We start from the raw sequence: 20,207 nt of genomic DNA, 5'->3' as shown, positions 1-20,207 counted from the left end.
AGGGGATGACTCGCCTCCGGACTGCTGACATCGTCCTCCCGGGAAGTGACTCCCCGCCGCCTGGGGAATGGGAGGACGATGCCGTGGAGACGCGCGCGGAACGGCTGAGCCCGCTGCCGGAGAACGTGGTGGACATCTCCGTCACCCGGAGGAAATGGAATGGCATCAGCGTGGATGTGAATGCCACCCGCTGTTCGGGGCCCGCCGAAACGCCCCTGTGCCTGGAAAGCCATACGCGCCTGAGCGCGTTGCTGGAGGAGGTCGGGTCGCCCTGCGAGCCGCGCCTGCGCGAAGGCCGGCCCTGCCCCATCGGCTACGTCCCCCGGCAGCTGAACCTCATGCCCGCCGGCATGCCGCTGTGGGGCTACAGCGACGATTCGCGCCTGGTGCGCGACGCCGTGCTCACGTTCGACCTGAAGGACCTGGGCGAGCGCCTGGGCCAACCGCTGAGCCCCACCGAGCTGGGTGCGCCCAGGCTGCGCTTCTCGGATGACCGCCTCTGGACCTTGATGCGGCTGCTCGCCGAGGTGGTGGATGACGACGATCCCTCCACGCAGCTCTACGGCGATGGGTTGACCGCCGCCCTCTTCGCCACGCTGGGGTCGCGTCGTGCGGAACGCCCCTCGAAGCGCCAGGGGCTGGCGCCGTGGCAGCTCCGGCGGGTGCTCGACTTCATGGAGTCGCGCCTGCCCGGCCGGGTCGAGCTGTCGGAGCTGGCGGCGCTGGTGGACCTGTCGCAGGCGCACTTCAGCCGCGCCTTCAAGGCCTCCACCGGCGTGGCGCCCTATCAATGGCAACTGCGCGCCCGCCTCGAGCGCGCGCAGGCGATGATGCTGACCACGCCCGCGTCGCTGGAGCAGGTCGCCGAAGCGACGGGCTTCGCCGACGCGGTGCACTTCGGCAAGGCCTTCCGGAAAGCCCACGGCACCACCCCCGCGAGGTGGCGCCGGGACCGGAGGGGCTAAGGGCGCTTGAAGGCTGCCAGGCAGCCCAACGTCACCCCCGCCATGAGCGAGGCGTACCCCACCAGGGGCCACGCGGTGTCGCCGTCGAGCAGGACGACCATCAGGGTCCCCACGACGCCGACAATGAGGCTCTGGATGCAGAAGTAGAGCGCGACCGCGGTCCCCGCCACGGCGCCAAAGGCCTGGAGCGCGCCATTGGCGGTGACGGAGACGGCGAAAACGATGCCCGCGGCGATGACCCACATGGGCACGACGAACGTCCAGAAGGACGGCGCCGTGAGGAGCTGCCCGGCGGTGAGCAACACCGCGCCCAGCAGCAACAGGAGCATGCCGCGGGCAAGGCTTCCCGCCAGCCCCCAGCGGGCCACGAGGTGCTTCGCGAAGCGCGTCGTCACCATCATGGCCAGCGCGGCGGTGGCGAAGACCAGGCTGAAGCCAAGCTCCGAGAAGCCGGCCCGTCCCATGAGCACCCGGGGCGCCGTGGAGAAGAACACGAAGAAGGAGCCCATCGCCGCGCTGAAGCCCAGCGTGTACGTCCAGAACGCGCCGCCGCGCAGGATGCGCTGGACGGACACACCCTGCCGAGCCACGCCGGAGGGACGTGTTTCAGGCCACCGTGACAAAGCCTGGAGCAGCGCCGCCGTCGCCAGGACTCCGAGCGTGACGAAGATGGCCCGCCATCCGAAGTGCCGCGCGAGCAGGGCCCCGGCGATGGGGCCCAGTGCCGGGACGAAGGCCAGCATGGCGCTGAACAGGCTGTAGATGACCGCGCCTTCGGGCCGCTCCGCATAGACGTCCCGGACGGTGGCGAACGTCGCGACGAGCGCCGCGGAGGCCCCCACGGCTTGCAGGAGCCGGAGCCCGACGAACATCGCGGCATCGGTGGTGCTCGCGAGCAGGAAGGAGGTGGTCGCGAACACCCACGCGCCCCCCAGCAATACCCTGCGCCGGCCGATGCGGTCCGAGAGCGGACCGAACACCAGTTGCCCGGCCCCGAGCATGACCATGTAGAGGCTCAGCGTGAGTTGGATGATGGAGGGGGAGGTGCCGAGGGCTCCGGTCATGGCCGGAACCACGGGGAGGTAGATGTCCATGGCCAGCGAGGCCAGGAGGTCGAAGGGGGCCATCAGCAACAGCGCTGCTGGCACGGTGTGATTCCACGACAGGACTTTCGGGTCAGACATGAAGGCATCCGCGCAAATGAGGATCATCTGGCGGCGATCTGCCTCTCCACGGGGACCGGGATGAACTGGGGCAGAGGGCCGCGGCAACGGTGGACGTGTCGCCGCGGCTCACTCATCTGCGGAACTGGCGTCTGCCATCCGGCGGGCTCCTGGGTGCATCGGGTTCCGGGCGGGACGAAGACACCGGGCCGGTCCTGACAGGGTGCGCGAAGACCGGAGGGCCGGCCCGCCCCTGTTCAGCTCCTCGGCGCGCGATACGCCGGGAAGAAGCCCGTGTTGCCGTGGCCCGCCGAGAGGCGCGCGTACACCGAGGGCTCGCAGATGACCTCGTGGGTGTGGAGGCGGGAGCTGGTGTTCGAGAAGCTCCGCTTGAACTGCTCGAGGCCGTCCCCTGGCCGCACGCCGCCGCCCAGGTGCAACGGCAGTCCCAGGCGGATGCTGAGCTCCACCATGGCCTCGAAGATGGTGTTCTTGGCCGGAGAGCGCGACAGGTGCGCATCCGCCGTCCCGCCCAGGTAGTAGTGCAGCACGCCGTCGCTGGCGACCGCCACCCCTGAAGAGGCGATGCGGCCGTCCGGTGCACGCGTCGTCACGAGCCAGGCCACGGAAGAGGCGAACAAGTCCTCGAAGTACGCATCCGAGAAGAAATACCGGGCGTGCGCTTCGTCGCGGACCATGGTCTGCCGGTAGACCTCCTTGAAACCCTCGCGATCCTCGTGCGAGACCTCGCGCACCGGACCACAGCTGCTCACATAGCCCAGCCGGTTGTTGCGCCGCATCTGCCGGCGGGCTTCCGCCTGGAACTCGATGGGGCGCCGGGAGTCGATGAGGAACACCTCGTTGCGCTCCGTCCCGCCCGCGAAGCACCGGGGCCCCGAGACACGGTCGCGCACGAAGAGGCTCACGAGCCCGATGCCGGTCCAGTCCACGGCGTCCTTCGAGACCCCGCTCAATCCATCCAGCCGCCCGCCGGGAAAGCCATACGGAGAGATGGCGTCCTGGTAGGGCGTTCCTTCAATGGACCGCACGATGAGCGGCACGCGCTGCGCGTTCCCCTCGCCGTCCTCGATGAGCAGGGTATGGGTCGCGCCTTCGGCCCGCAGGTGGTGCGCGGAGCGGAAGTAGTCCTCCGACACGGCGGACCTCCCCGCGTCAGCAATCAGGGTGGCGCGGCAGGGTTTCAGGCCTGGAGACGTCAGTCGCAAGGCTTCGGTGTGATTCATTCGAGCGCATCCTTTCCATGAGCGATGCAGGGCCCGCCGCCCCCTGCTTCAGCGCGGGGCGCGGAGGCCCTCAGGCGGGGTGTGACGGGATCGCCGCCGGGGCTCCTGTTTTCCGCCGCCACTGCCGGAAGGCTCGCAACGCGGGCTGCTCGACCCCATAGGTGATGACGATGGCCAGCAGGAACCCGGCCCCCAGCGCGACCGCGATGGCGGCCTCCGGGCGCCAGGCCGCGGCCTCGAGCCGCCGGATGATGACGTAACCGATGTTCTGGTGGACCAGGTAGAACGGATAGGAGATGAACCCCATGAAGAGCAGCGGGCGCCAGGTGAGCCAGCGCAGCCAGCCCCGGGACAACGCATAGGAAAGGCCCAGCACCACCGGGAACACGGGGGCGGGGGCCTCACTGCCCACGAGCACCTCGTGCGCGAAGCTGACGGCCACGAGCACCACCGCGGACGGCAGGGAGACCTCGCCGCGGCTCTGCTTGAAGGCCAGCACGCCCAGCGCGAAGTACTGCAGGTGCGGCCGGCTCGCGAGTCTCGCCAGGAAGCTCATGCCCACGGCCTGGGCGGCCAGCTCCGCCAGGGTCTGCAGCACGACGAGCCCGATGAAGATGGGGATGACCTTGGGGAGCGCCCGCGCGTACGCGAGCACGAACATCAGCAGGTAGAAGGACAGCTCGATGGTCAGCGTCCAATACACGGTGTCGACGTGCGGGACGCGGAGGAGCTCATGAAACATGGTCAGGTTGACCAGGGCCGTCTGGAGGCTGAATTCGCGCTCCGGCAGTCCGAACAGCGTCACCACCGTGAAGGTGAGCGCGACGGCCGTCCAATAGGACGGATAGAGCCGGGCCGCGCGGCTCCATACGAAGTCCCGGGCCCGTTCGACGCGCTCCAGCGACATCAGGATGACGAAGCCGCTGATGGCGAAGAAGAGCTGGACCCCATACTTCCCGAAGCGCATCTCCCAGAGGGGAACCGAGTGCCCGTAGAGGTCGCTGTATTCCGCCGTGAAGTGATACAGCGCGACCGCCAGCGCGGCGAATCCCCGGAGCGCATCCAATTCCACCAGACGCGGCGGGCTCGCCTCTGGAGCGGCTGGAATGCGTGTCATCCGGGTTCACCCTTTCCTGCTCTCTCCGATCAGCACTCGGAGCGCGTCCAACGTTAGGTGTCTTCCGTCGCTCTCACCATGAGACCTTGGGTCGCGGACATGTGTCACGTCTTCCGCATGCGCCGGCCCTTCTGGCGGAGGGCGGGAATGCGACATGCCATTCAACTCCGGGGCGAGCGGTAGGCCGGAAAGAAGTCGCTGCCGGTGCGGCCTTCCGACAGGCGGGCATACACCGTCGGCTCGCAGATCAGCTCATGGGTGTGGAGGCGGGAGCTCGCGTTGGACAGGCTCCGTTTGAATTGCTCGAGGCTGTCCCCCGGCCGGATGCCTCCGCCCAGATGGAGCGGGACGCCGCGTCTCGAGCAGAGCTCCGCCAGCGTTCCAAAGACGTTCTTCGCCGGCGAGCGCGCCAGATGCGCATCCACCGTTCCGCCCAGGTAGTAGTGCAGCATGCCGTCGCTGCTGACACACAGCGCGGCGGAGGCCACGCCCCCTTGCGGTGCGTGCGTCGTCACCAGCCAGGCGTACGGGGATGAAAACAGCTCCTCGAAATAGACATCGGAGAAGAAGTACCGGGAGCTCGCCCCTTCGCGGACCATGGTCTGCCGGTAGGCTTCCTGGAATCCCTCCCGGTCCTCGCGTGACGCCTCGCGCGCCTCACACGCGGTGCTCACGAAGCCCAGCCGGAGGTTGCGCCGGATGTGCCGGTAATGCATCTCCCGGAAGGCCACCGGCAGGCGCGGATCGATGAAGAACACCTCGTTGCGCTCCGTCCCGCCCGCGAAGCACCGGGGGCCCGAGACGCGGTCGCGCACGAAGATGCTGACGAGCTCCGTTCCCGACCAATCCACCTCCTCCTTCGACACCTCCTGGAGCCCGACCAGGGCGCCGCCGGGAAACCCATACGGGGAGATGGCATCGCGGTAGGGCGTTCCCTCAATGGGCCGCACGATGAGCGGCACCCGCTGCGCGTTCCCCCCGCCATCCTCGATGAGCAGCGTATGCGTCACCCGCTCTGCTCGCAGATGGTGCGCGGAACGGAAGTAGTCTTCCGACAGCGCTGACGCCCCCTGATCAGGGACGAGCACCGCGCTCGTTCGCATCATCCGCATGGCTGTTCCCCCGCCACCAGTGTCATCACGAATGTATTTCATTTTGTTACTGGCTTTCGCGTTGCAGGCTAGCCTTTCAAGGCCTGCGCAGGAGCCCCCCCGCCGGGGCATCCCCGATGTTGGAATCCGGGCGGCAATGCCCCTGGGCCTCGCCCTGCCGTCGCGGTCTTCGGGTTCGCCGGCGGGAGTGGCGCGCCGCGCCTGCTGCTACGCTCGGCGGCGACCTCTCCGGGAACTCCCAACCGATGAAGCGCGTCCTCCTCGTCCTGCTGGTCCTCGTCCTGCTTCTCGTGGGCGTCCTCGTCGTCCGCACGCTGCGCTTCGGTTCACGGCAGGTGACCACCGAGCCCGCCGAGCCCTTCGCGGTGGATGCCGCCGCGGCCGCGGGCCGCCTCGCGGAGGCGCTGCGCCACCGCACCATCGCCGCCTCCGACGGCATGAGCGCGGAGGACGCCGCCTTCCAGGCGCTGCACGCCGGGTTCGTCGCCCGGTTTCCCCGCGTGCACGCGGAGCTGGCGCATGAGGCCGTGGGCGCGCATGCCCGTCTCTATACATGGAAGGGTTCGGAGCCCGCCCTGCGGCCCGTGCTGCTGATGGGCCACCTGGACGTGGTGCCCGCGGAGGCGGAGGCCACCTGGAGCCACCCGCCCTTCGGTGGCGTCGTGGCGGATGGCTACGTGTACGGGCGCGGGACGCTGGACGACAAGGGCAGCGTGCTCGCCATCCTGGAGGCCGTGGAGGGCCTGCTCGCCGAGGGATACCGCCCCCGCCGCACGGTGATGCTCGCGTTCGGCGCGGACGAGGAGGTGGGCGGGCATGACGGTGCCGCGCGCGTGGCCGCGCTGCTGCGTGAGCGGGGCGTGGGCTTGGAGTCGGTGCTGGACGAGGGCGGCCCCATCGGCGTGGGGCTCGTGCCTGGCGTGGCCGCGCCGGTGGCGCTGGTGGGCGTCGCGGAGAAGGGCTCGGCGCGCGTGGAGCTGGTGGTGCGGAGCGCGGGCGGACACGCGTCCATGCCGCCCCCACAGACGGCCGCGAACACGCTTGCCCGGGCGCTCGTGCGGCTGGAGGAGAACCCGTTCAAGCCCGAGCTGCGCGGCGGGACGCGGGCGCTCTTCGAGTACGTGGGGCCGGAGATGAACTTCGGCATGCGCCTGCTCTTCGCCAACACCTGGCTCTTCGCGCCCGTCATCGAACGGCAGATGGCCGGGGCGCCCTCCACGAACGCCAGCATCCGGACCACCTTCGCGGCCACCATGCTCGAAGGCAGCCCCAAGCCCAACGTGCTGCCCTCGCAGGCGCGCGCGGTGCTCAACGTCCGCCTGCTGCCGGGCGACAGCCTGGAGGACGTGCGCTCCCACGTGCGCGACGTGGTGGATGACACGCGCGTGGAGCTGACCGCCGAGGGCGACGAGGCCTCACCGGTGTCGAGCCTGGACACGGAGGGATGGGGGCAGTTGCAGCGCAGCATCCGGCAGGTGTTCCCGGACGTGCTGGTGGCGCCCTTCCTCACCGTGGCGGCCACCGACGCGCGCTACTTCCATCCCTTGAGCGACAGCGTGTACCGCTTCGTGCCGGTGCGGATGAACCGTGAGGACCTCACCCGGATGCACGGCCGCGACGAACGGCTCTCCGTGGAGGAGCACGCCGCCGCCATCCGCTTCTACGCGCAGTACCTGCGCAACACCACGCGCTAGCAGGGCGCGCCTACGCCGCGACGGCTTGCAGCAACTCTTCGAGGCGGGTGAAGACGACGGTGGGCGCGCGTGAGCGCAGCAGCGCCTCCGTCGCGTAGCCCCACGTCACCGCGGCGGTGGCGATGCCCTCGGCCGCCGCGGCCTCGATGTCGCGCACCTCGTCGCCCACGGAGAGGGCCTCGCCGGGACGCACGCCCGCGGCCTTCAGCACCTTCCGGAACTTCGACCGCTTGCCGAAGATGCCCGCGCCGCAGGCGTAGTGGCGGATGCGCGCGGACGCCACCGGCCCCAGCACGCGCCGCACGTTCTCCTCCGCATTGGAGCTCACCACGGCCAGGGTGATGCCCCGCGCCTCCAATTGCTCCAGCATCGCCTCCACGCCCGGGAAGGTCGGGATGCGGTGCGCGTCACGCGCGACGAGCTTGCGCATGTGGGCGGCGATGAAGGGCATCTTCCACATGGGCACGCCGAGCCGCGCGATGATGGTCCGGGTGTCCTGCCCACGCAGCGACTCCAATTCCTCCGCGCTGACGCTGCGAAAGCCGTAGCGCCGCGCCACGTCGTTGAAGATGCCGCGAAACCAGTCCGCGCTGTCCGCGAGCGTCCCGTCGAAGTCGAAGATGATCAGCCGGTATCCCATGGGTGCGTTCTCTTCCCAGGCCTCAGTTCAGTGTCCCGCAGTCCGCGATGCGCTGGACCCGGAGCGCGGCCAGCCGCGCCAGCGGGGCCGCCACGTCCGGTCCTTCCAGCAGGGCCACCGCGCGGGCGACGGCGTCCAGGGTGGACATGCCGGCGGGGTGCGAGGGTTCGCGAAGCATGAGCAGGCCGGGCTCTGGCGGAGGCAGCACCAGCCGGGGCAGTGCCCGCAGCTCCGGGAGCCGCTGGGTCATCCTCCGCGCCTGCGACCAGTTCGCGTCCAGCACCACCACCTGCCTGGGAGGAGGCGCGTCCGGCGGCGCGGTGGGACCGTCTGGAAAGAGCAGCCAGGTCCCCGGTTCGGAGAGGACCTCCATGTCGAAGGTCCCCGCCATCGAGCCGTGGATGAGCAGCTTCGCGTTCGCGAGGGCGAGCGCGGCCACGCCTCCAGTGTTGCTCCGCTTGGACACCTCCATCACGTGCTGGAGGAAGACGAAGCGGGTCCGGGTCTCCACCCGGGGAACCTCCGTGCACAGGCACAGGTGTTTCGCCAGGTTGCAACGCGTACAGCGGGGTGGACGGGCAGCGCGGGGAGGCATCCTCCCGTCATCCTGTGCCGGTCCTCGCGCCAAGAGAAGGACTCGTTGCCGGGCTGGCGGCCACCGGGCCCACGGCAGGCGGCACGGTGGCCGGGCCCTGCTTCCCGCGCCGCGCCAGCTCCCTCGCGCCCAGGAAGCCCTTGGTGAGCACCGAGAAGATGAAGATGCGGACGACGAGCCGCGACATGTCGGACAGCCCAAGCCCCTCCGGCGTCGTCATCTTCTCGAAGGTCGTGGTGAGGGTGTCGACGGCGAAGAGCAGGATGGCCACCAGCGGCGCCACGCGAGAGCGCCTGAACATGAAGAAGCCCAGGACGGCCAGGAAGCCTCCGAACAGGACGTTGGCCAAGGTCATCGGAAGCTGCTTCCCCGGGTCGTTCGCCACGACGAACAGGACCATCGAGGACGCCGTGGTGAAGGCCGCCATCCCGTAGAGCATGTACGTCGCGGAGCGGGCCTGCGGGATGGGATCCGACGCGCTGTCTGGCAGCGGCACGCCGTTGAGCATCACCCGCAGCTCCGTCGCGACGACATGGACGAGCTGGACGTGCAGCACGTTCCCGTCCGGGAGCGTGAACTCCACCCCATGCTCCAGTTGGAGCGGGTCCTCCACCGAGCCCACCGGCTGATCGTTCAGCTCGATCTGCAGGTTCCGCCAGCCTTCGCCCCAGAACAGCTCCAGGTTCTGGGGCCCCCCCTCTTCCAATGCCAGCTTCAACACACCCATCGAAGAACTCCCGCCCCGGCTCAGAGGTGGTTGTACAGCCCCAGAAGGAGAAGAAAGAACATCACCACGTGGAACCAGCCCACGTTGCGTGCGATCACCGCGGGCTCGTGCCCGGACACGGGGGCCTGGCCTGCTTCAATGGCGTTGAGCTCCTTCTGTCCCAGCACCAGTCCGACGATGCCCGGGGCGAAGCCGCAGAAGCCCACGGTGGCGAACACCAGGGCCAGCACCGCGCGCCCGGAGGGCTTCTCACGCTTGCTCAATTCCTGGCAGGAAGGACACAACCCGCGCTTGCGACAGAGGGCACAGATGAAGGTCCCGCACCGGGTGCAGGTTCCTTCCGCGAGTGTTTCAGGATGTCTGGGACAGAGCGCGGCGGGGACTTCGTCCATCCCAGACATCTATCATTTTCACGGAGTCTCGGTCACTTCGCGCGGGCGGTGCGTGCGAAGGCCTCGCGGGCGCGTTCAATCTCCGGCCGGTGCTGCCGCGCCCACATCGCGAGCACGGACACCGGTTCGAGCAGCGTGCGCCCCAGCTTCGTGAGCGCGTAGTCCACGCTCGGCGGCGTCGTCGGGTGCACGGTGCGTGTCAGCAGTCCGTCCCGCTCCAGGTTGCGCAGCGTGAGGGTCAGCATGCGCTGGGAGATGCCTTCGATGGCGCGCTTGAGCTCGCTGAAGCGCACCGGGCCTTCTCCCAGGTTGACGATGACCATCACGCTCCACTTGTCCCCGACGAGGCTCAGGATTTCGCGCGTCGCGACGCAGTCGTCGTCATAGCGCCCGGTCATCTTTCCGTACCCTGGTGACTTCAATGTGCCTCCTTGTCCGGCCTGTGCACGGTATGCCAGAGAGACGTGGTCATCATCCGTAACCAGGCACACGGAAGTAACCATGGAGCCACGTATGGATACGCTCTCCCCTCCCGTTGGCGTTTCAGCGAAGCCGTCCAAGGCCCTTCACGTGGGCCTGTGGGTCGTCCAGGCGCTGCTGGGTGTCACCTTCGTCGGCTCGGGCATCTGGAAGGCGCTCACGCCCCTGCCGGAGCTCGCCGCGATGATTCCGTGGGCAGGCCAGGTGCCTCCCGCGTTCCTGTACTTCATCGTCGCGGTCGACCTGGCGGGCGGACTGGGCGTCATCCTGCCCTCGCTCACGCGGGTGAAACCGGGCCTGACGGTCCTCGCGGCCCTGGGCTGCGCGCTGCTCCAGGCCAGCGCCATCGCCTTCCACTTCTCTCGTGGCGAGGCGGCGAACACGCCCTTCAACTTCTTCCTGGTCGCGCTGTCGCTCTTTGTCTTCTGGGGGCGCCGGACGCGCGCTCCCATCAAGCCCCGGCACGCCTGAGAATCACCGCGCGCGCATCCACGTTGAGGACCTGGGTCCCGCTCGCGAGCGTGACGAGCGGCACGTCCCAATGACAGTGGCCGCAGATGACGAGGAGCGTGCTCCAGGGCTCCACCGCCTCCCGGATGACAGCGTTGCCGCGCAGCCCCGTCCCCGGGACGTCCGGGCCCTCGTGGAGGACCAGCACCTCCGGGTCCTGGAGCAGCACCGCTTCAATCCGTTCCAGCTGGGCGGACTGCTCGCGCCGGTTGAGCTTGTCCGGGCGCCCGATGATGTAGCTCACCCCGCCCACCGGGAGTCCGTCCGGCGCGATGACCTCGCCATCCAGCAGTTTCTGCCTGGGTTGGCGGAAGAAGCGCTCGCGCGCCTGGGTACCGCCGAAGGTGTCGTGATTTCCCGCCACGCCAACGACCCAACGGAAGTACCTGGCGAAGGCAGTCCAGACGCTCCGCACGTCGCCGGATGCGCCCCGTTCGTCCGCGGTGTCGTTGGAGAAGAGGTCTCCCGCCAGGATGATGCCGGTGCGGTTCGCGGGAGGGAGGTCGCCCGCCTTGCACATCATCGCCAGTTCGTCGGCCACGACTTCTCCCAGGAGCGCCGCCGCCCCGCCCTGCAAGGCATGCGGCGCCATGCCCTGGAGGTCCGAGAGCGCGATGACCGCCTCCAGGTCCCCAGGCAGGGAGTCCACCTGTCCGCGGAGCAAGGGGAGCCGCTCCGCACGGCTGCCTCCGCGCGGCGACGCGTTCAGGTACCACCACTCATGAAGGGGCTTCTCTTCAACCGATAGGATTCGCATGCGCCCCCGGACGGAGCCTGCCCGTGGGGCTGACATGGGCGGGGCTGGGTGTCTTGCATGCGGGCCTCCTGGCGCGAGAGCCTCTTGGAATGACCGCTTATCGCTTCGTCGCGGCCCTCGGCCTGCTCGGTGTGTCGGGATGTGCGGGCGTCCAGAAGACGCCTCCCGCCACAACAGCCACCGTCCGCTTCACCTCGCAGATGCATCACACGGACTGCGACATCGTGGCGGCCGCGCGCCCCCTGGCGGACGCCCAGGCGGTGGACTGCGGCGAAGCCCGGGGCCCCGAGGAGCGGCTCAAGACGAAGGCCTGCGTCGAGGCAGCGGAAGCGGCGGGCAAACCCTTCATCGCCGTCTTCCATCTGCCTGGCATTGACTCCGCCATCGCGCAGGCCCTGCTCCGCGCCACCCATGGCGAGCGCATCCAGCTCTGGTACGACAGCAGCCCGAGCGGTGGGCCGGGCCGCGACAGGTCGTTCATCAGCCGCAAGGCCTGCGAGCGCTTCGTCCAGGATCCCGAGGACGAGGAGACCCTGCGCTGCGAGTCACCGCCGGAAGCCGCCGCGACCTATGTCTGCCGCGGCACGGAGTACGCCCTGGGGGCGCCCCAATCCGCATCGGGCCTGCGGTGCAGCCCCATCCAGAGATACATCCCGGGTGTCTTCAACTGTGCCTGGAAGAAGGCGGCCGAGGACTACGAGCCCGTCCCCCCGGGCACGGCGCTCGCGTGCATGAAGCAGGAGACAGAGCCCTTCCGCTGCTCCTCCACCCCAGAGGCGGACGCAGTGATGGGCCTGCGCTTCGAACGGGAACCGCCCCCGGGCACGTCTCCGGAGGCCGGTCCCTGAACCCACCCCTCCGTCACGCCTTGGCGCCCTTCGGGGCCTCGTGCTCGTCGCGGCCATGCGCGGAGGAGACGGGGCTCGTGGCTTCCACTGCGGAGAAGGTCTCCAGGACCTTGTACGTGTGGCTGGCCCCGCGCGGCACGAGCCAGGAGTCGCCGGGGTTCAGCAGGATGATCTGCCCCTCCAGGTGCAGCTCCGCGCGGCCCTTGAGCACGAAGCCCACGGTCTCGTAGTCGCGCGTGCTGGCGGGCTTGGCCTCGGCCGGCGGCTCGTCCTCCCACAGCCGCATGGCCACACGGACGCCGGATGCGAGGTACTTCTGGCCCATCTCCCCCTTGGGGGAATGGCGGCTTTCGACCTTCTTCACGCTGGTGTCGCCCATGTTCGCCTCTCCTTGGGGGGCGGCGTCCGGCGCCGCGCTCCTCCTGGGAGAAGGTAGGGAAGACCCCGGACCGTGGCGGACCGCGTCGCGATGGCCGCCCGCCTGCCCTGCGTCCGGAAAGACGAAAGCCCAGCCTCCTTGGGGAGACTGGGCTTCGAGGACTCACCGCAGGGGGTGAGTCAAAGGTTCGGCTCGTTTAGCCGGCGCGAACGTTCTGCGCCTGCAGGCCCTTGGGGCCCTTGGTGACTTCGAACTCCACCTTCTGGCCCTCGGCCAGGGTGCGGAAGCCATCCATGTTGATCGCAGTGTGGTGGCAGAAAACGTCTTCGCCATTGTCCTGCGCGATGAAACCGAAGCCCTTCGCGTCGTTGAACCACTTCACGGTACCAGAAGCCATTGTGAGTCTCTTCTCTTTCTCTGCTCTGAACAGGTGAGAGGCTCGCGCCTTCCACCGGTGCCGGAACGAACACCGCCCCGGCACGCCGGGTACTCTACCCACTTCCAGCGCGAACACCACTCCTGAGGGTGGAATCCCGCTGGCAGTCGTCCTTCATCCGACACAGCGGATGCAGTCGAGGCCCGGCTTTGGAACATCCCATGCCCCGCCGGGCATTCCGGACACCCCTCCCCGGCCCTTCACATTTCTTCACCGCCGCCGGGCGTGGGCTTCACACCCGCCCTCTACCTTGAGCTCCGTCAGAAACGACACGGGCCCGCCGGTTCGGCGCCCGCCTGCTTCCTGGAGCCAAGACCATGTTCGGATTCCTCTTCGGTACCGCCTGCCTCGCCGGTCTCTTCGCCACGCTGCGCCGGGGGCGCTACGGGCACCCCCCCTCCTACGGCCGCGGAGGCCGGTTTGGCATGCGCCCCCGGCTGCGCTGGCTCTTCGAGCGGCTGGAGACGTCCCCCGGCCAGGAGAAGGTCATCGTGAAGGCGGTGGAGAACGTGCGCGAGGCCTTCGCCAAGGTGAAGGACCAGTGGGGCCCCAGCCGCACGTCGCTCGCGGGTTCGCTGCGTGGGGAGCACTTCGACGGCGCCATGCTGCGCGAGCTGTTCACCCGCCACGACGTGGCGCTGGAGACGCTGCGCAACGCCGTGCAGGACGCCCTGTCCCAGGTGCACGAGGCGCTGGAGCCCAACCAGCGCCGCGAGCTCGCGGACATCATCGAGCACGGCTGGGGTTACGGCTGGCGCGGCGAGGGCCGGGGCTGGCACGGCCGGCGCTGCGGCGGGTACGGCCGGTGGGGTGGCCGCCCCCACAACGATGACAGCTCCGCGTCCTTCGTCTGAGTCCCCCGCCCCTCTTCCTGGAGACTGCCCATGCGCCACCGTCTGCTCGTCGTCCTCCTCGCCGCGGGTGCCCTCGGAGGCTATGCCTCTGGCTTCGCGAGCCTCGCCCGCCACCACCGCTCCCACTGCCACCGGGGTGACTGGGGCGGCCCCGCCTACCGCAACGGGACGCCGCCCTACTGGGACTGGCACGCGCCCAGGCCTCCGGGCCCCGCCGGTCCCGCCGACGCACCGGGAGCGCGTTAGGATTCGCCCCGCCCATGCCCACCCGCGTCCTGCTCATCGATGACGACACCCGGATGTTCGAGTTGCTCGCGGAGTACCTCGGGCAGAACGGCATCACCGTCAGCCACGCGCCCGACGGGGGCCGGGGGCTGGCGGCGCTGGAGGCGAACGCCTACGACGCCGTGCTCCTGGACGTGATGATGCCGGGCATGGACGGCCTGGAGGTGTGCAAGCGCATCCGGGCGAAGAGCCGCATCCCGGTGCTGATGCTCACCGCCAAGGGCGACGAGACGGACCGCGTGGTGGGCCTGGAGCTGGGCGCGGACGACTACCTGCCCAAGCCCTTCGGCCCGCGCGAGCTGCTCGCCCGCCTGCGCGCGGTGCTGCGGCGGGCGCAGCCGGCGGCGGTGGCGGACCGGCTCGAGTCGAGCGGGGTCTCCATCGACGTGTCCGGGCGCGAGGTGAAGGTGGAGGGGCGCGCGGTGGAGCTGACGGGCCTGGAGTTCGACCTGCTGCTCGCGCTGGTGCGGCGCGCGGGCCGGGTGATTCCCCGCGACGCGCTCCTGGGCGAGGCGGGCCGCAACGACACGGTGGTGAGCGAGCGCACGGTGGACGTGCACATCTCCCACCTGCGCCAGAAGCTGGGGGACGTGGGCACGCGCCTCATCAAGACGGTGCGCGGCGTGGGCTACGTCTTCGCCAAGGAGGGCGCCTGATGGGCTGGGGCCACCACCACTGGCCGCCTCCTCCCGAGGACGAGCCCTGCGGGCCGGAGCTGAGGCGGAGGTTCGGCCGCCACGCCCAGGCCCATGCCCGCCGCCGGCGCATGTTCCACCTGGGCCGGCTGGGCTCCTACGTGCAGGCGCGGCTGCGGCGGCGGCTGTTCGTCATGTTCGGGCTCACCATCCTGGTGACGGTGCTCGTGGTGTCGTGGGTGATGAACCTGACGGGCGGCAACAGCTGGAGGCAGGAGACGGATCGCATCCGCGCGTTCGTGGGTCACCAGTTCGCGGAGGTGTGGGACGCGCCCGCCGAGCGCGACGCCCTGATGCGGAGCATCTCCGACGACCTGGACGTGGACGTCGTGCTGACGGACCTGTCCGGCGCGGTGGTGGCCCGGGGCGGCTCCCCGTGCTCGAAGCCGGACGCGACCCTCCCGGTGATGCGGCAGGACACGCAGCTGGGGTCGTTGCAGGCCTGCTACCTGCAGGCCCGCTCACGGGGCCCCTGGCGCGCCGTGCTGCCGCTGGGCATCGCGGTGCTGGTGCTGTGGACGGCGGCGGGCGGCATCTCGTTCCGGCTGGCGCGGCCGGTGGACACGCTGGTGAAGGCCACGCAGGAGCTGGGCGAGGGCCGCCTGGGCGCGCGGGCGAGCCTGGACCGCCACACCACCGGCGAGTTCGCGGTGCTCGCCGAGTCCTTCAACGACATGGCGGCGCGCATCGAGAAGCAGCTGGCCGACCAACGCGAGCTGCTGGCGGCGGTGTCGCACGAATTGCGCACGCCGCTGGCGCGGCTGCGGGTGCTGACGGAGCTGCTGCGCGACGGCGGGGGCAACCCGCGCACGTTGGACCAGGTGGACCGCGAGGTGGTGGAGCTGGACGCGCTGGTGGGCGAGCTGCTCGCCAGCTCCCGCCTGGACTTCGGGCAGCTCACGCCCAAGGCGCTGGAGGCGGGGGTGCTCGCGGCGCAGGCGCTGGAGCGCGTGGGGCTGTCCGCGACGCTGCTCCAGCCGGAGACGGACGACGTGGCGCTGCTGGCGGACGCGACGCTGCTGGGCCGGGCGCTGGTGAACCTGCTCGACAACGCGCGCAAGCACGGCGTGGGCGTGGAGGCGCTGCGCATCCAGGAGCACGGAACGGAGCACCTGGCCTTCAGCGTGGAGGACCGGGGCCCGGGGCTCCTGCCCGGCGAGGAGAAGCGCATCTTCCAGCCGTTCTACCGGAAGGACCGGGGCGGCGAGGCGCGCGAGGCAGGCTCACTGGGGCTGGGGCTCGCGCTGGTGCAGCGAATCGCCCGGGCCCACGGAGGTGAGACCTTCGCGGAGAACCGGCCCGCCGGAGGCGCGCGCGTGGGCTTCACGGTGCGCAAGGCCGGACCGCCGGGTCCGGTGTCGAGCACGCTGGCCTAGCGGCGGTGAACAGCGCGCGTTGCGTGTGCCCCATGCAAGGCGGGGGCACGGGAGGCTCCGTCGCGGAGCCACCCGCCGGGTCCAGGGACCGCGCGGAGGCGCTGTCCCCGGTCCCCGAGGGGACTACTGCTTCGCCTGCGCGTCCGTCGCGGCGAAGGAGAACGTCGCCTCCGCGGGCGCGCCGTCCTTCACGGTGACCTCCGCCGTCTTCGTGCCCAGCGTCTCGTGCCACGCCTCCAGCGTGTACGTGCCCGCGGGCAGGCCCGTCAGCGTGAAGGTGCCGTCCGCGCCGGTGGTGGTGAAGTACGGGTTGGGGTTGCTCACCACGTAGGCCGTCATCCACGGGTGCACGTCGCACTTGAGGCGCATCACCTCCGAGTCCGAGGGCATCGGCTTCTGCACCGGCGCTCCCATGGGCGGCTGCGCGACGTTGAACAGGGGCTTCGTGCCCACCACGCCGCGCACGTTGTGCAGCGTGCCGTCGCTGTTCTTGAACACCACCTGCTGGCCCGCCACCGCGCCCTGCACGCGCGGCACGTAGGTGCACTTGACCTGGTCCACCTCCACCGGAGTGGACGGCGCCGCGGGCGCCCCCGCGACCGGCCCCTTCACGCGCACCAGCACGTTCTGGAGCTTGCCGTCCTTCACCAGCACGGACTGCTCCTTCTCCGGCCGCCCGTCACACGCGGGGTCGACGCTGGGCGCCAGGTCCGCCATCACCGGCGGCGTGCCGGTGAACGACACCGTGCCCTTCACCACGCCGTTGCCCGCGGGCGCCGCGGGGGCCGCCGCCTCGCCTGCCCCCGCTCCCGCAGTGGGGGCCGGGGGCACGGCCTGCTGCGTGGGGGCCGCCGGACGCTCGGCGGGGGGCGCGGGCGCCTCCTCCTTCTTGCACGCGGGTAGGGCCAGGAGCCCCGCGACACCGACCATCGACAAGCCAAACAGACGCAGCTTCATGAGGCGGTCTCCTCTGGAGGATATTTCGTGATGCGGTGCCCGCCGTCGTAGTGGAAGGCACCGGGCAAGTCCATCGACACACGGCGCACTGCTACTCGCGGCGGCTCACGCTGAACGCGGCCAGCCCCACGAACACGGCCGCGAACGCCAGCAGCGCGGGCACCTCCCACCCCACCGTCGCCCCACCCTGCGAGCCCACCGCCAGCGACGCCTGCGCCCCGTACAGCGCGCGGCGCACGCCCTCCACGGAGAAGCGCATCGGGTTGAGCGTCATCACCCACGACAGCACCGGCCCCGCGCCCTTCACCGGGAACATGGCCCCGGAGAGCACCCACATGGGCAGCATCACCAGGCTCATCACCGCGTGGTAGCCCGCGCTCGACTTCACCCACCAGGCGAGCGCCATGCCCATGCCGGTGAGCGCCAGCGCGGACAGCACCATCACCGCCGCGAGCAGCGGGTAGTCCACCGCCTTCACGTCCACGCCCGCCAGCGGCGCGAAGAGCAGGAACAGCGACGCCTGCATCAGCGCGATGGTGGACGACCCCAGCGCCTTGCCCAGCACCACCGCCAGCCGCGAGCCCGGCCCCGCGAGCACCGCCTGGAGGAAGCCCTCCTTGCGGTCCTCGATGACGGTGATGGTGGCGAAGATGGCGCTGAAGAGCACCACCATGGTGACGACACCCGGGAAGAAGAACTGCTGGTAGCCCAGCCCCTGCGCGCCCTCCACGCGGAAGGAACCCGCGAAGCCGGAGCCGATGACGAACCAGAACAGGATGGGCTGCGCCAGCGCGCCCACCACCCGGCTGGGCTGCCGGAAGAAGCGCACCACGTCGCGCGAGAGCAGCACCCAGACGGTGGCCCACTGCAGCGCCAGCGTCCCCGGCTCCCGGCGGTGGGCCGGGGCGGCGGGCGCGTCGCTGGGCGCCTCCACGGAGGAGGACGGAACAGGCACGGGGATGTCGGCGCTCATCGGCGTTTCCTCGGCGCGGGCGTGGGCGAGGGAGCATCCGCCCCCAGGGCCTTCCCGGTGAGCTGGAGGAACACGTCCGCCAGCGTGGGCCGGCGCAGCGACACGGAGGCGAACCGTCCCGGGGGGAAGGCCTCCACCAGCCGCGGCACCAGCGCGTGTCCCTGCGAAGCCTCCACCTGCACCCGCCCCTCCATCACCGTCGCCGCAAGCCCCAGCCGCTCCGTCACCTGCGCGGCCAGCGCCTCCGGCTCCGGGCCCTCCAGCGTGAGGATGTCCCCGCCCATGCGCGCGGCGAGCGCCCGGGGCGTGTCGCACGCCACCAGCTTCCCGGCGTCCAGCACCGCCAGCCGGTCGCACCCTTCCGCTTCATCCGCGCGGTGGGTGGTGAGCAGCACGGTGACGCCCTGCGCGTCGCGCAGCCGCTTGAGGTGCGTCCAGAAGGTGCGGAAGGCCGCCTCGTCCAGGCCCTGCGTGGGCTCGTCCATCAGCACCACGCGCGGCTGGTGCACCAGCGCCCGCGCCAGCTCCAGCCGCCGGCGCATGCCGCCCGACCAGGTGCCCACCTTCTCATCGCCCCGGTCCTGCAGGCCGATGAGCGACAGCATCGTCTCCACGCGAGCCTTCGCGTCCGCGCCCGTGAGGCCGTACAGCCGCGCGCCCAGCAGCAGGTTCTCCCGGGCGGTGAGCAGGTCGTCCAGGCTGCTCCTCTGGAAGATGATGCCCATCTGGCGCCGCAGCGCCGGGTCGCTCAGGGACAGCACCCTACCGGCGAAGTGCACCTGCCCCGCGTCCGGCGAAAGCAGGCCCGCGAGCAGCTGGAAGGTGGTGGACTTGCCGGCGCCGTTGGGCCCCAGGAGGCCCAGGATTTCGCCCGGCTGTACGGACAGCGACAGCCCGTCCACGGCGGTGCGCCCGCCGAAGCGGCGCGTGAGCCCCTCGATGCGCAAGAGCGGCGGGGGCGGGGTCGGAACGGAGGTGTCAGGCATGCGAAAGGCGGCCTTGCGCCCGGACGCCGCGCGAGGGCGCTAGCCGCGGGGGATGCGGTCCAGCGCCATCACGGCGAACAGGCCGGTGAGATACACGAGCGAATACAGGAACGTCTGGCGCGCCCAGGGCTTCCCCAGGTGCTTGAAGAAGCCCCACGCGCCCAGGCCCAGGAAGCCCAGCCCCAGCACCACCGCCGCGGCCAGGTACCACGTGCCGGCGATGTGCAGCTGGAAGGGCAGGAGCGTCATGGGCACCAGCGCCACCAGGTAGAGCACCACCTGCGCGCGGCCGGACTCGTCCCCGCGCTCCAGCGGAATGGATTTGAGGCCCGCGGCGGCGTACTCGTCCTTGCGGAACAGCGCGATGGCGATGAAGTGCGGCATCTGCCAGAGGAACATGATGGCGAACAGCGCGAAGCCACCCGCGTCCACCTGGTCCGTCACCGCCGTCCAGCCCATGAGCGGCGGCAGCGCGCCGGGAATCGCGCCCACCAGCATCGCCGCGGACGTGCGGGCCTTGAGCGGCGTGTAGGCCAGCACGTAGCTGAGCAGCGCGACGAGCCCCAGCACGCCGGTGAGCAGGTTGGCGCCCATCACCAGCGCGGGCAGCGACACCGCCGCCAGGGACAGGCCGAACCACAGCGCCGTGCTGGGGTCCATGCGCCCGGCGGGCAGCGGCCGGTTGCGCGTGCGCGCCATGAACTGGTCGCTGTGGCGCTCCCAATAGCAGTTGAACGCGTTCGCCGCGCCCACCGTGCCCGCCGTCGCCAGCAGCGTCACCAGCGCTCGCACCGGCGTGAAGTGCCCCGGGGCCAGGAACATGCCGCCCGCCGCGGTGATGAGCACCAGCGACGACAGCCTCGGCTTCGTGAGGGAGATCAGGTCGGACGCGGTGGACGACTGGGACAGGGCACGCGCGCTCAAGCGGACTCCAGCAGGTGGCCCCTGGACCGCGGTCGCTGCCGGTCAGGGGGGTGTGGGGTGGCCCCTCCCATACCGTCACCCGGGAGGGGTGGCAAGGC

Annotated in this window: 24 protein-coding genes; 8 read left to right on the top strand and 16 right to left on the bottom strand. The window is 70.4% G+C overall.

Annotated features, from left to right (window positions below; all coding sequences use genetic code 11):
- Positions 1–83 precede the first annotated feature (83 nt).
- Complete coding sequence (locus tag D7X30_RS16460; RefSeq protein ID WP_120563888.1) at positions 84–965, top strand: helix-turn-helix domain-containing protein; 882 nt, start codon at positions 84–86, stop codon at positions 963–965.
- On the opposite strand, the gene cml is transcribed toward D7X30_RS16460, so the two are convergent.
- The 4 genes from cml to D7X30_RS16440 form a co-directional block, all read right to left on the bottom strand.
- Positions 962–2,149, bottom strand: a complete 1,188-nt coding sequence (gene cml / locus D7X30_RS16455) for a CmlA/FloR family chloramphenicol efflux MFS transporter (RefSeq protein ID WP_199724354.1) — start codon at positions 2,147–2,149, stop codon at positions 962–964. The genes D7X30_RS16460 and cml overlap by 4 nt on opposite strands.
- Before the next feature lie 236 nt (positions 2,150–2,385).
- The gene (locus D7X30_RS16450; RefSeq protein WP_120563886.1) at positions 2,386–3,372 is read right to left on the bottom strand and encodes a GNAT family N-acetyltransferase; all 987 of its coding nucleotides are present in this window, start codon (positions 3,370–3,372) and stop codon (positions 2,386–2,388) included.
- A 70-nt stretch (positions 3,373–3,442) separates the two neighbouring features.
- Positions 3,443–4,489: an acyltransferase gene (locus D7X30_RS16445; RefSeq protein ID WP_120563885.1), complete on the bottom strand. Its 1,047-nt coding sequence runs from the start codon at positions 4,487–4,489 to the stop codon at positions 3,443–3,445.
- A gap of 161 nt (positions 4,490–4,650) precedes the next feature.
- Positions 4,651–5,601, bottom strand: a complete 951-nt coding sequence (locus D7X30_RS16440) for a GNAT family N-acetyltransferase (protein ID WP_120563884.1) — start codon at positions 5,599–5,601, stop codon at positions 4,651–4,653.
- 245 nt (positions 5,602–5,846) lie between these two features.
- Here D7X30_RS16440 and D7X30_RS16435 point away from each other — a divergent pair, with 245 nt between their 5' ends.
- A complete protein-coding gene (locus D7X30_RS16435; protein ID WP_120563883.1) occupies positions 5,847–7,295 on the top strand; it encodes a M20 family peptidase in 1,449 nt (482 codons plus the stop codon).
- Positions 7,296–7,305: 10 nt separating this feature from the next.
- Here D7X30_RS16435 and D7X30_RS16430 read toward each other — a convergent pair whose 3' ends face one another.
- From D7X30_RS16430 to D7X30_RS16410, 5 genes are all read right to left on the bottom strand, one after another.
- A complete protein-coding gene (locus D7X30_RS16430; protein WP_120563882.1) occupies positions 7,306–7,935 on the bottom strand; it encodes an HAD hydrolase-like protein in 630 nt (209 codons plus the stop codon).
- A 22-nt stretch (positions 7,936–7,957) separates the two neighbouring features.
- On the bottom strand, positions 7,958–8,530 hold the full coding sequence (locus D7X30_RS16425) for a tRNA-uridine aminocarboxypropyltransferase (RefSeq protein WP_120563881.1): 573 nt from the start codon (positions 8,528–8,530) through the stop codon (positions 7,958–7,960).
- Positions 8,531–8,537: 7 nt separating this feature from the next.
- Positions 8,538–9,257: a hypothetical protein gene (locus D7X30_RS16420; RefSeq protein ID WP_147443221.1), complete on the bottom strand. Its 720-nt coding sequence runs from the start codon at positions 9,255–9,257 to the stop codon at positions 8,538–8,540.
- Positions 9,258–9,277: 20 nt separating this feature from the next.
- Positions 9,278–9,520 (bottom strand): hypothetical protein, encoded by a 243-nt coding sequence (locus tag D7X30_RS16415; RefSeq protein ID WP_233591599.1) that lies wholly within the window; start codon positions 9,518–9,520, stop codon positions 9,278–9,280.
- A 161-nt stretch (positions 9,521–9,681) separates the two neighbouring features.
- Positions 9,682–10,047 carry a helix-turn-helix domain-containing protein gene (locus tag D7X30_RS16410; RefSeq protein WP_233591598.1) on the bottom strand — a complete coding sequence of 122 codons (366 nt, stop codon included), beginning with the start codon at positions 10,045–10,047 and terminating at the stop codon, positions 9,682–9,684.
- 115 nt (positions 10,048–10,162) lie between these two features.
- On the opposite strand from D7X30_RS16410, the gene D7X30_RS16405 reads away from it, so the two are divergent.
- Positions 10,163–10,600, top strand: a complete 438-nt coding sequence (locus D7X30_RS16405) for a DoxX family protein (RefSeq protein ID WP_120563877.1) — start codon at positions 10,163–10,165, stop codon at positions 10,598–10,600.
- Here D7X30_RS16405 and D7X30_RS16400 read toward each other — a convergent pair.
- On the bottom strand, positions 10,581–11,303 hold the full coding sequence (locus tag D7X30_RS16400) for a metallophosphoesterase (protein ID WP_120563876.1): 723 nt from the start codon (positions 11,301–11,303) through the stop codon (positions 10,581–10,583). The two genes, D7X30_RS16405 and D7X30_RS16400, sit on opposite strands and share 20 nt — an antisense overlap.
- A gap of 182 nt (positions 11,304–11,485) precedes the next feature.
- Between D7X30_RS16400 and D7X30_RS16395 the strand changes: the two genes are divergently transcribed.
- Positions 11,486–12,244, top strand: a complete 759-nt coding sequence (locus tag D7X30_RS16395) for a hypothetical protein (protein WP_120563875.1) — start codon at positions 11,486–11,488, stop codon at positions 12,242–12,244.
- A 13-nt stretch (positions 12,245–12,257) separates the two neighbouring features.
- Here the strand turns inward: D7X30_RS16395 and D7X30_RS16390 are convergent, their stop codons facing one another.
- Both D7X30_RS16390 and D7X30_RS16385 read right to left on the bottom strand, forming a co-directional pair.
- The gene (locus D7X30_RS16390) at positions 12,258–12,623 is read right to left on the bottom strand and encodes a cupin domain-containing protein (RefSeq protein WP_120549128.1); all 366 of its coding nucleotides are present in this window, start codon (positions 12,621–12,623) and stop codon (positions 12,258–12,260) included.
- A gap of 196 nt (positions 12,624–12,819) precedes the next feature.
- Positions 12,820–13,020 (bottom strand): cold-shock protein, encoded by a 201-nt coding sequence (locus tag D7X30_RS16385; RefSeq protein ID WP_120563874.1) that lies wholly within the window; start codon positions 13,018–13,020, stop codon positions 12,820–12,822.
- A 356-nt stretch (positions 13,021–13,376) separates the two neighbouring features.
- Here D7X30_RS16385 and D7X30_RS16380 point away from each other — a divergent pair, with 356 nt between their 5' ends.
- Genes D7X30_RS16380 through D7X30_RS43635 form a run of 4 tightly spaced genes read left to right on the top strand, consistent with a single transcriptional unit; the run spans position 13,377 to position 16,269 of the window.
- Positions 13,377–13,913 carry a periplasmic heavy metal sensor gene (locus tag D7X30_RS16380; RefSeq protein ID WP_120563873.1) on the top strand — a complete coding sequence of 179 codons (537 nt, stop codon included), beginning with the start codon at positions 13,377–13,379 and terminating at the stop codon, positions 13,911–13,913.
- 30 nt (positions 13,914–13,943) lie between these two features.
- Positions 13,944–14,159 (top strand): hypothetical protein, encoded by a 216-nt coding sequence (locus D7X30_RS16375; RefSeq protein WP_120563872.1) that lies wholly within the window; start codon positions 13,944–13,946, stop codon positions 14,157–14,159.
- A gap of 14 nt (positions 14,160–14,173) precedes the next feature.
- Positions 14,174–14,854: a response regulator transcription factor gene (locus D7X30_RS16370; RefSeq protein ID WP_120563871.1), complete on the top strand. Its 681-nt coding sequence runs from the start codon at positions 14,174–14,176 to the stop codon at positions 14,852–14,854.
- Positions 14,854–16,269, top strand: a complete 1,416-nt coding sequence (locus D7X30_RS43635; protein WP_120563870.1) for an ATP-binding protein — start codon at positions 14,854–14,856, stop codon at positions 16,267–16,269. Before D7X30_RS16370 ends, D7X30_RS43635 begins: the two co-directional genes overlap by 1 nt.
- Positions 16,270–16,392: 123 nt before the next feature.
- On the opposite strand, the gene D7X30_RS16360 is transcribed toward D7X30_RS43635, so the two are convergent.
- From D7X30_RS16360 to cyoE, 4 genes are all read right to left on the bottom strand, one after another.
- A complete protein-coding gene (locus D7X30_RS16360) occupies positions 16,393–17,226 on the bottom strand; it encodes a carboxypeptidase regulatory-like domain-containing protein (protein WP_199724352.1) in 834 nt (277 codons plus the stop codon).
- A 91-nt stretch (positions 17,227–17,317) separates the two neighbouring features.
- A complete protein-coding gene (locus tag D7X30_RS16355) occupies positions 17,318–18,199 on the bottom strand; it encodes an ABC transporter permease (RefSeq protein ID WP_120563868.1) in 882 nt (293 codons plus the stop codon).
- Complete coding sequence (locus tag D7X30_RS16350) at positions 18,196–19,185, bottom strand: ABC transporter ATP-binding protein (RefSeq protein WP_120563867.1); 990 nt, start codon at positions 19,183–19,185, stop codon at positions 18,196–18,198. The genes D7X30_RS16355 and D7X30_RS16350 overlap by 4 nt, the downstream gene beginning before the upstream one ends.
- Before the next feature lie 39 nt (positions 19,186–19,224).
- On the bottom strand, positions 19,225–20,109 hold the full coding sequence (gene cyoE / locus D7X30_RS16345; RefSeq protein ID WP_120563866.1) for a heme o synthase: 885 nt from the start codon (positions 20,107–20,109) through the stop codon (positions 19,225–19,227).
- Between the last annotated feature and the right edge of the window lie 98 nt (positions 20,110–20,207).

It is taken from the genome of Corallococcus sp. AB011P (assembly GCF_003611605.1).
GTDB lineage: Bacteria > Myxococcota > Myxococcia > Myxococcales > Myxococcaceae > Corallococcus > Corallococcus coralloides.
The sequence above is the reverse complement of the archived record's forward strand: the minus strand, read 5'-3'. Positions and strand labels throughout refer to the sequence as shown.

Coding starts and splice junctions, on each gene's coding strand:
- cml (WP_199724354.1), bottom strand. CDS start 2,149: ATGTCTGACCCGAAAGTCCTGTCGTGGAATCACACCGTGCCAGCAGCG.
- D7X30_RS16350 (WP_120563867.1), bottom strand. CDS start 19,185: ATGCCTGACACCTCCGTTCCGACCCCGCCCCCGCCGCTCTTGCGCATC.
- D7X30_RS16360 (WP_199724352.1), bottom strand. CDS start 17,226: ATGAAGCTGCGTCTGTTTGGCTTGTCGATGGTCGGTGTCGCGGGGCTC.
- D7X30_RS16385 (WP_120563874.1), bottom strand. CDS start 13,020: ATGGCTTCTGGTACCGTGAAGTGGTTCAACGACGCGAAGGGCTTCGGT.
- D7X30_RS16380 (WP_120563873.1), top strand. CDS start 13,377: ATGTTCGGATTCCTCTTCGGTACCGCCTGCCTCGCCGGTCTCTTCGCC.
- D7X30_RS16425 (WP_120563881.1), bottom strand. CDS start 8,530: ATGCCTCCCCGCGCTGCCCGTCCACCCCGCTGTACGCGTTGCAACCTG.
- D7X30_RS16445 (WP_120563885.1), bottom strand. CDS start 4,489: ATGACACGCATTCCAGCCGCTCCAGAGGCGAGCCCGCCGCGTCTGGTG.
- D7X30_RS16450 (WP_120563886.1), bottom strand. CDS start 3,372: ATGAATCACACCGAAGCCTTGCGACTGACGTCTCCAGGCCTGAAACCC.
- D7X30_RS16440 (WP_120563884.1), bottom strand. CDS start 5,601: ATGCGGATGATGCGAACGAGCGCGGTGCTCGTCCCTGATCAGGGGGCG.
- D7X30_RS16420 (WP_147443221.1), bottom strand. CDS start 9,257: ATGGGTGTGTTGAAGCTGGCATTGGAAGAGGGGGGGCCCCAGAACCTG.
- D7X30_RS16405 (WP_120563877.1), top strand. CDS start 10,163: ATGGATACGCTCTCCCCTCCCGTTGGCGTTTCAGCGAAGCCGTCCAAG.
- D7X30_RS16410 (WP_233591598.1), bottom strand. CDS start 10,047: ATGACCGGGCGCTATGACGACGACTGCGTCGCGACGCGCGAAATCCTG.
- D7X30_RS16435 (WP_120563883.1), top strand. CDS start 5,847: ATGAAGCGCGTCCTCCTCGTCCTGCTGGTCCTCGTCCTGCTTCTCGTG.
- D7X30_RS43635 (WP_120563870.1), top strand. CDS start 14,854: ATGGGCTGGGGCCACCACCACTGGCCGCCTCCTCCCGAGGACGAGCCC.
- D7X30_RS16430 (WP_120563882.1), bottom strand. CDS start 7,935: ATGGGATACCGGCTGATCATCTTCGACTTCGACGGGACGCTCGCGGAC.
- D7X30_RS16370 (WP_120563871.1), top strand. CDS start 14,174: ATGCCCACCCGCGTCCTGCTCATCGATGACGACACCCGGATGTTCGAG.
- D7X30_RS16375 (WP_120563872.1), top strand. CDS start 13,944: ATGCGCCACCGTCTGCTCGTCGTCCTCCTCGCCGCGGGTGCCCTCGGA.
- D7X30_RS16395 (WP_120563875.1), top strand. CDS start 11,486: ATGACCGCTTATCGCTTCGTCGCGGCCCTCGGCCTGCTCGGTGTGTCG.
- D7X30_RS16390 (WP_120549128.1), bottom strand. CDS start 12,623: ATGGGCGACACCAGCGTGAAGAAGGTCGAAAGCCGCCATTCCCCCAAG.
- D7X30_RS16355 (WP_120563868.1), bottom strand. CDS start 18,199: ATGAGCGCCGACATCCCCGTGCCTGTTCCGTCCTCCTCCGTGGAGGCG.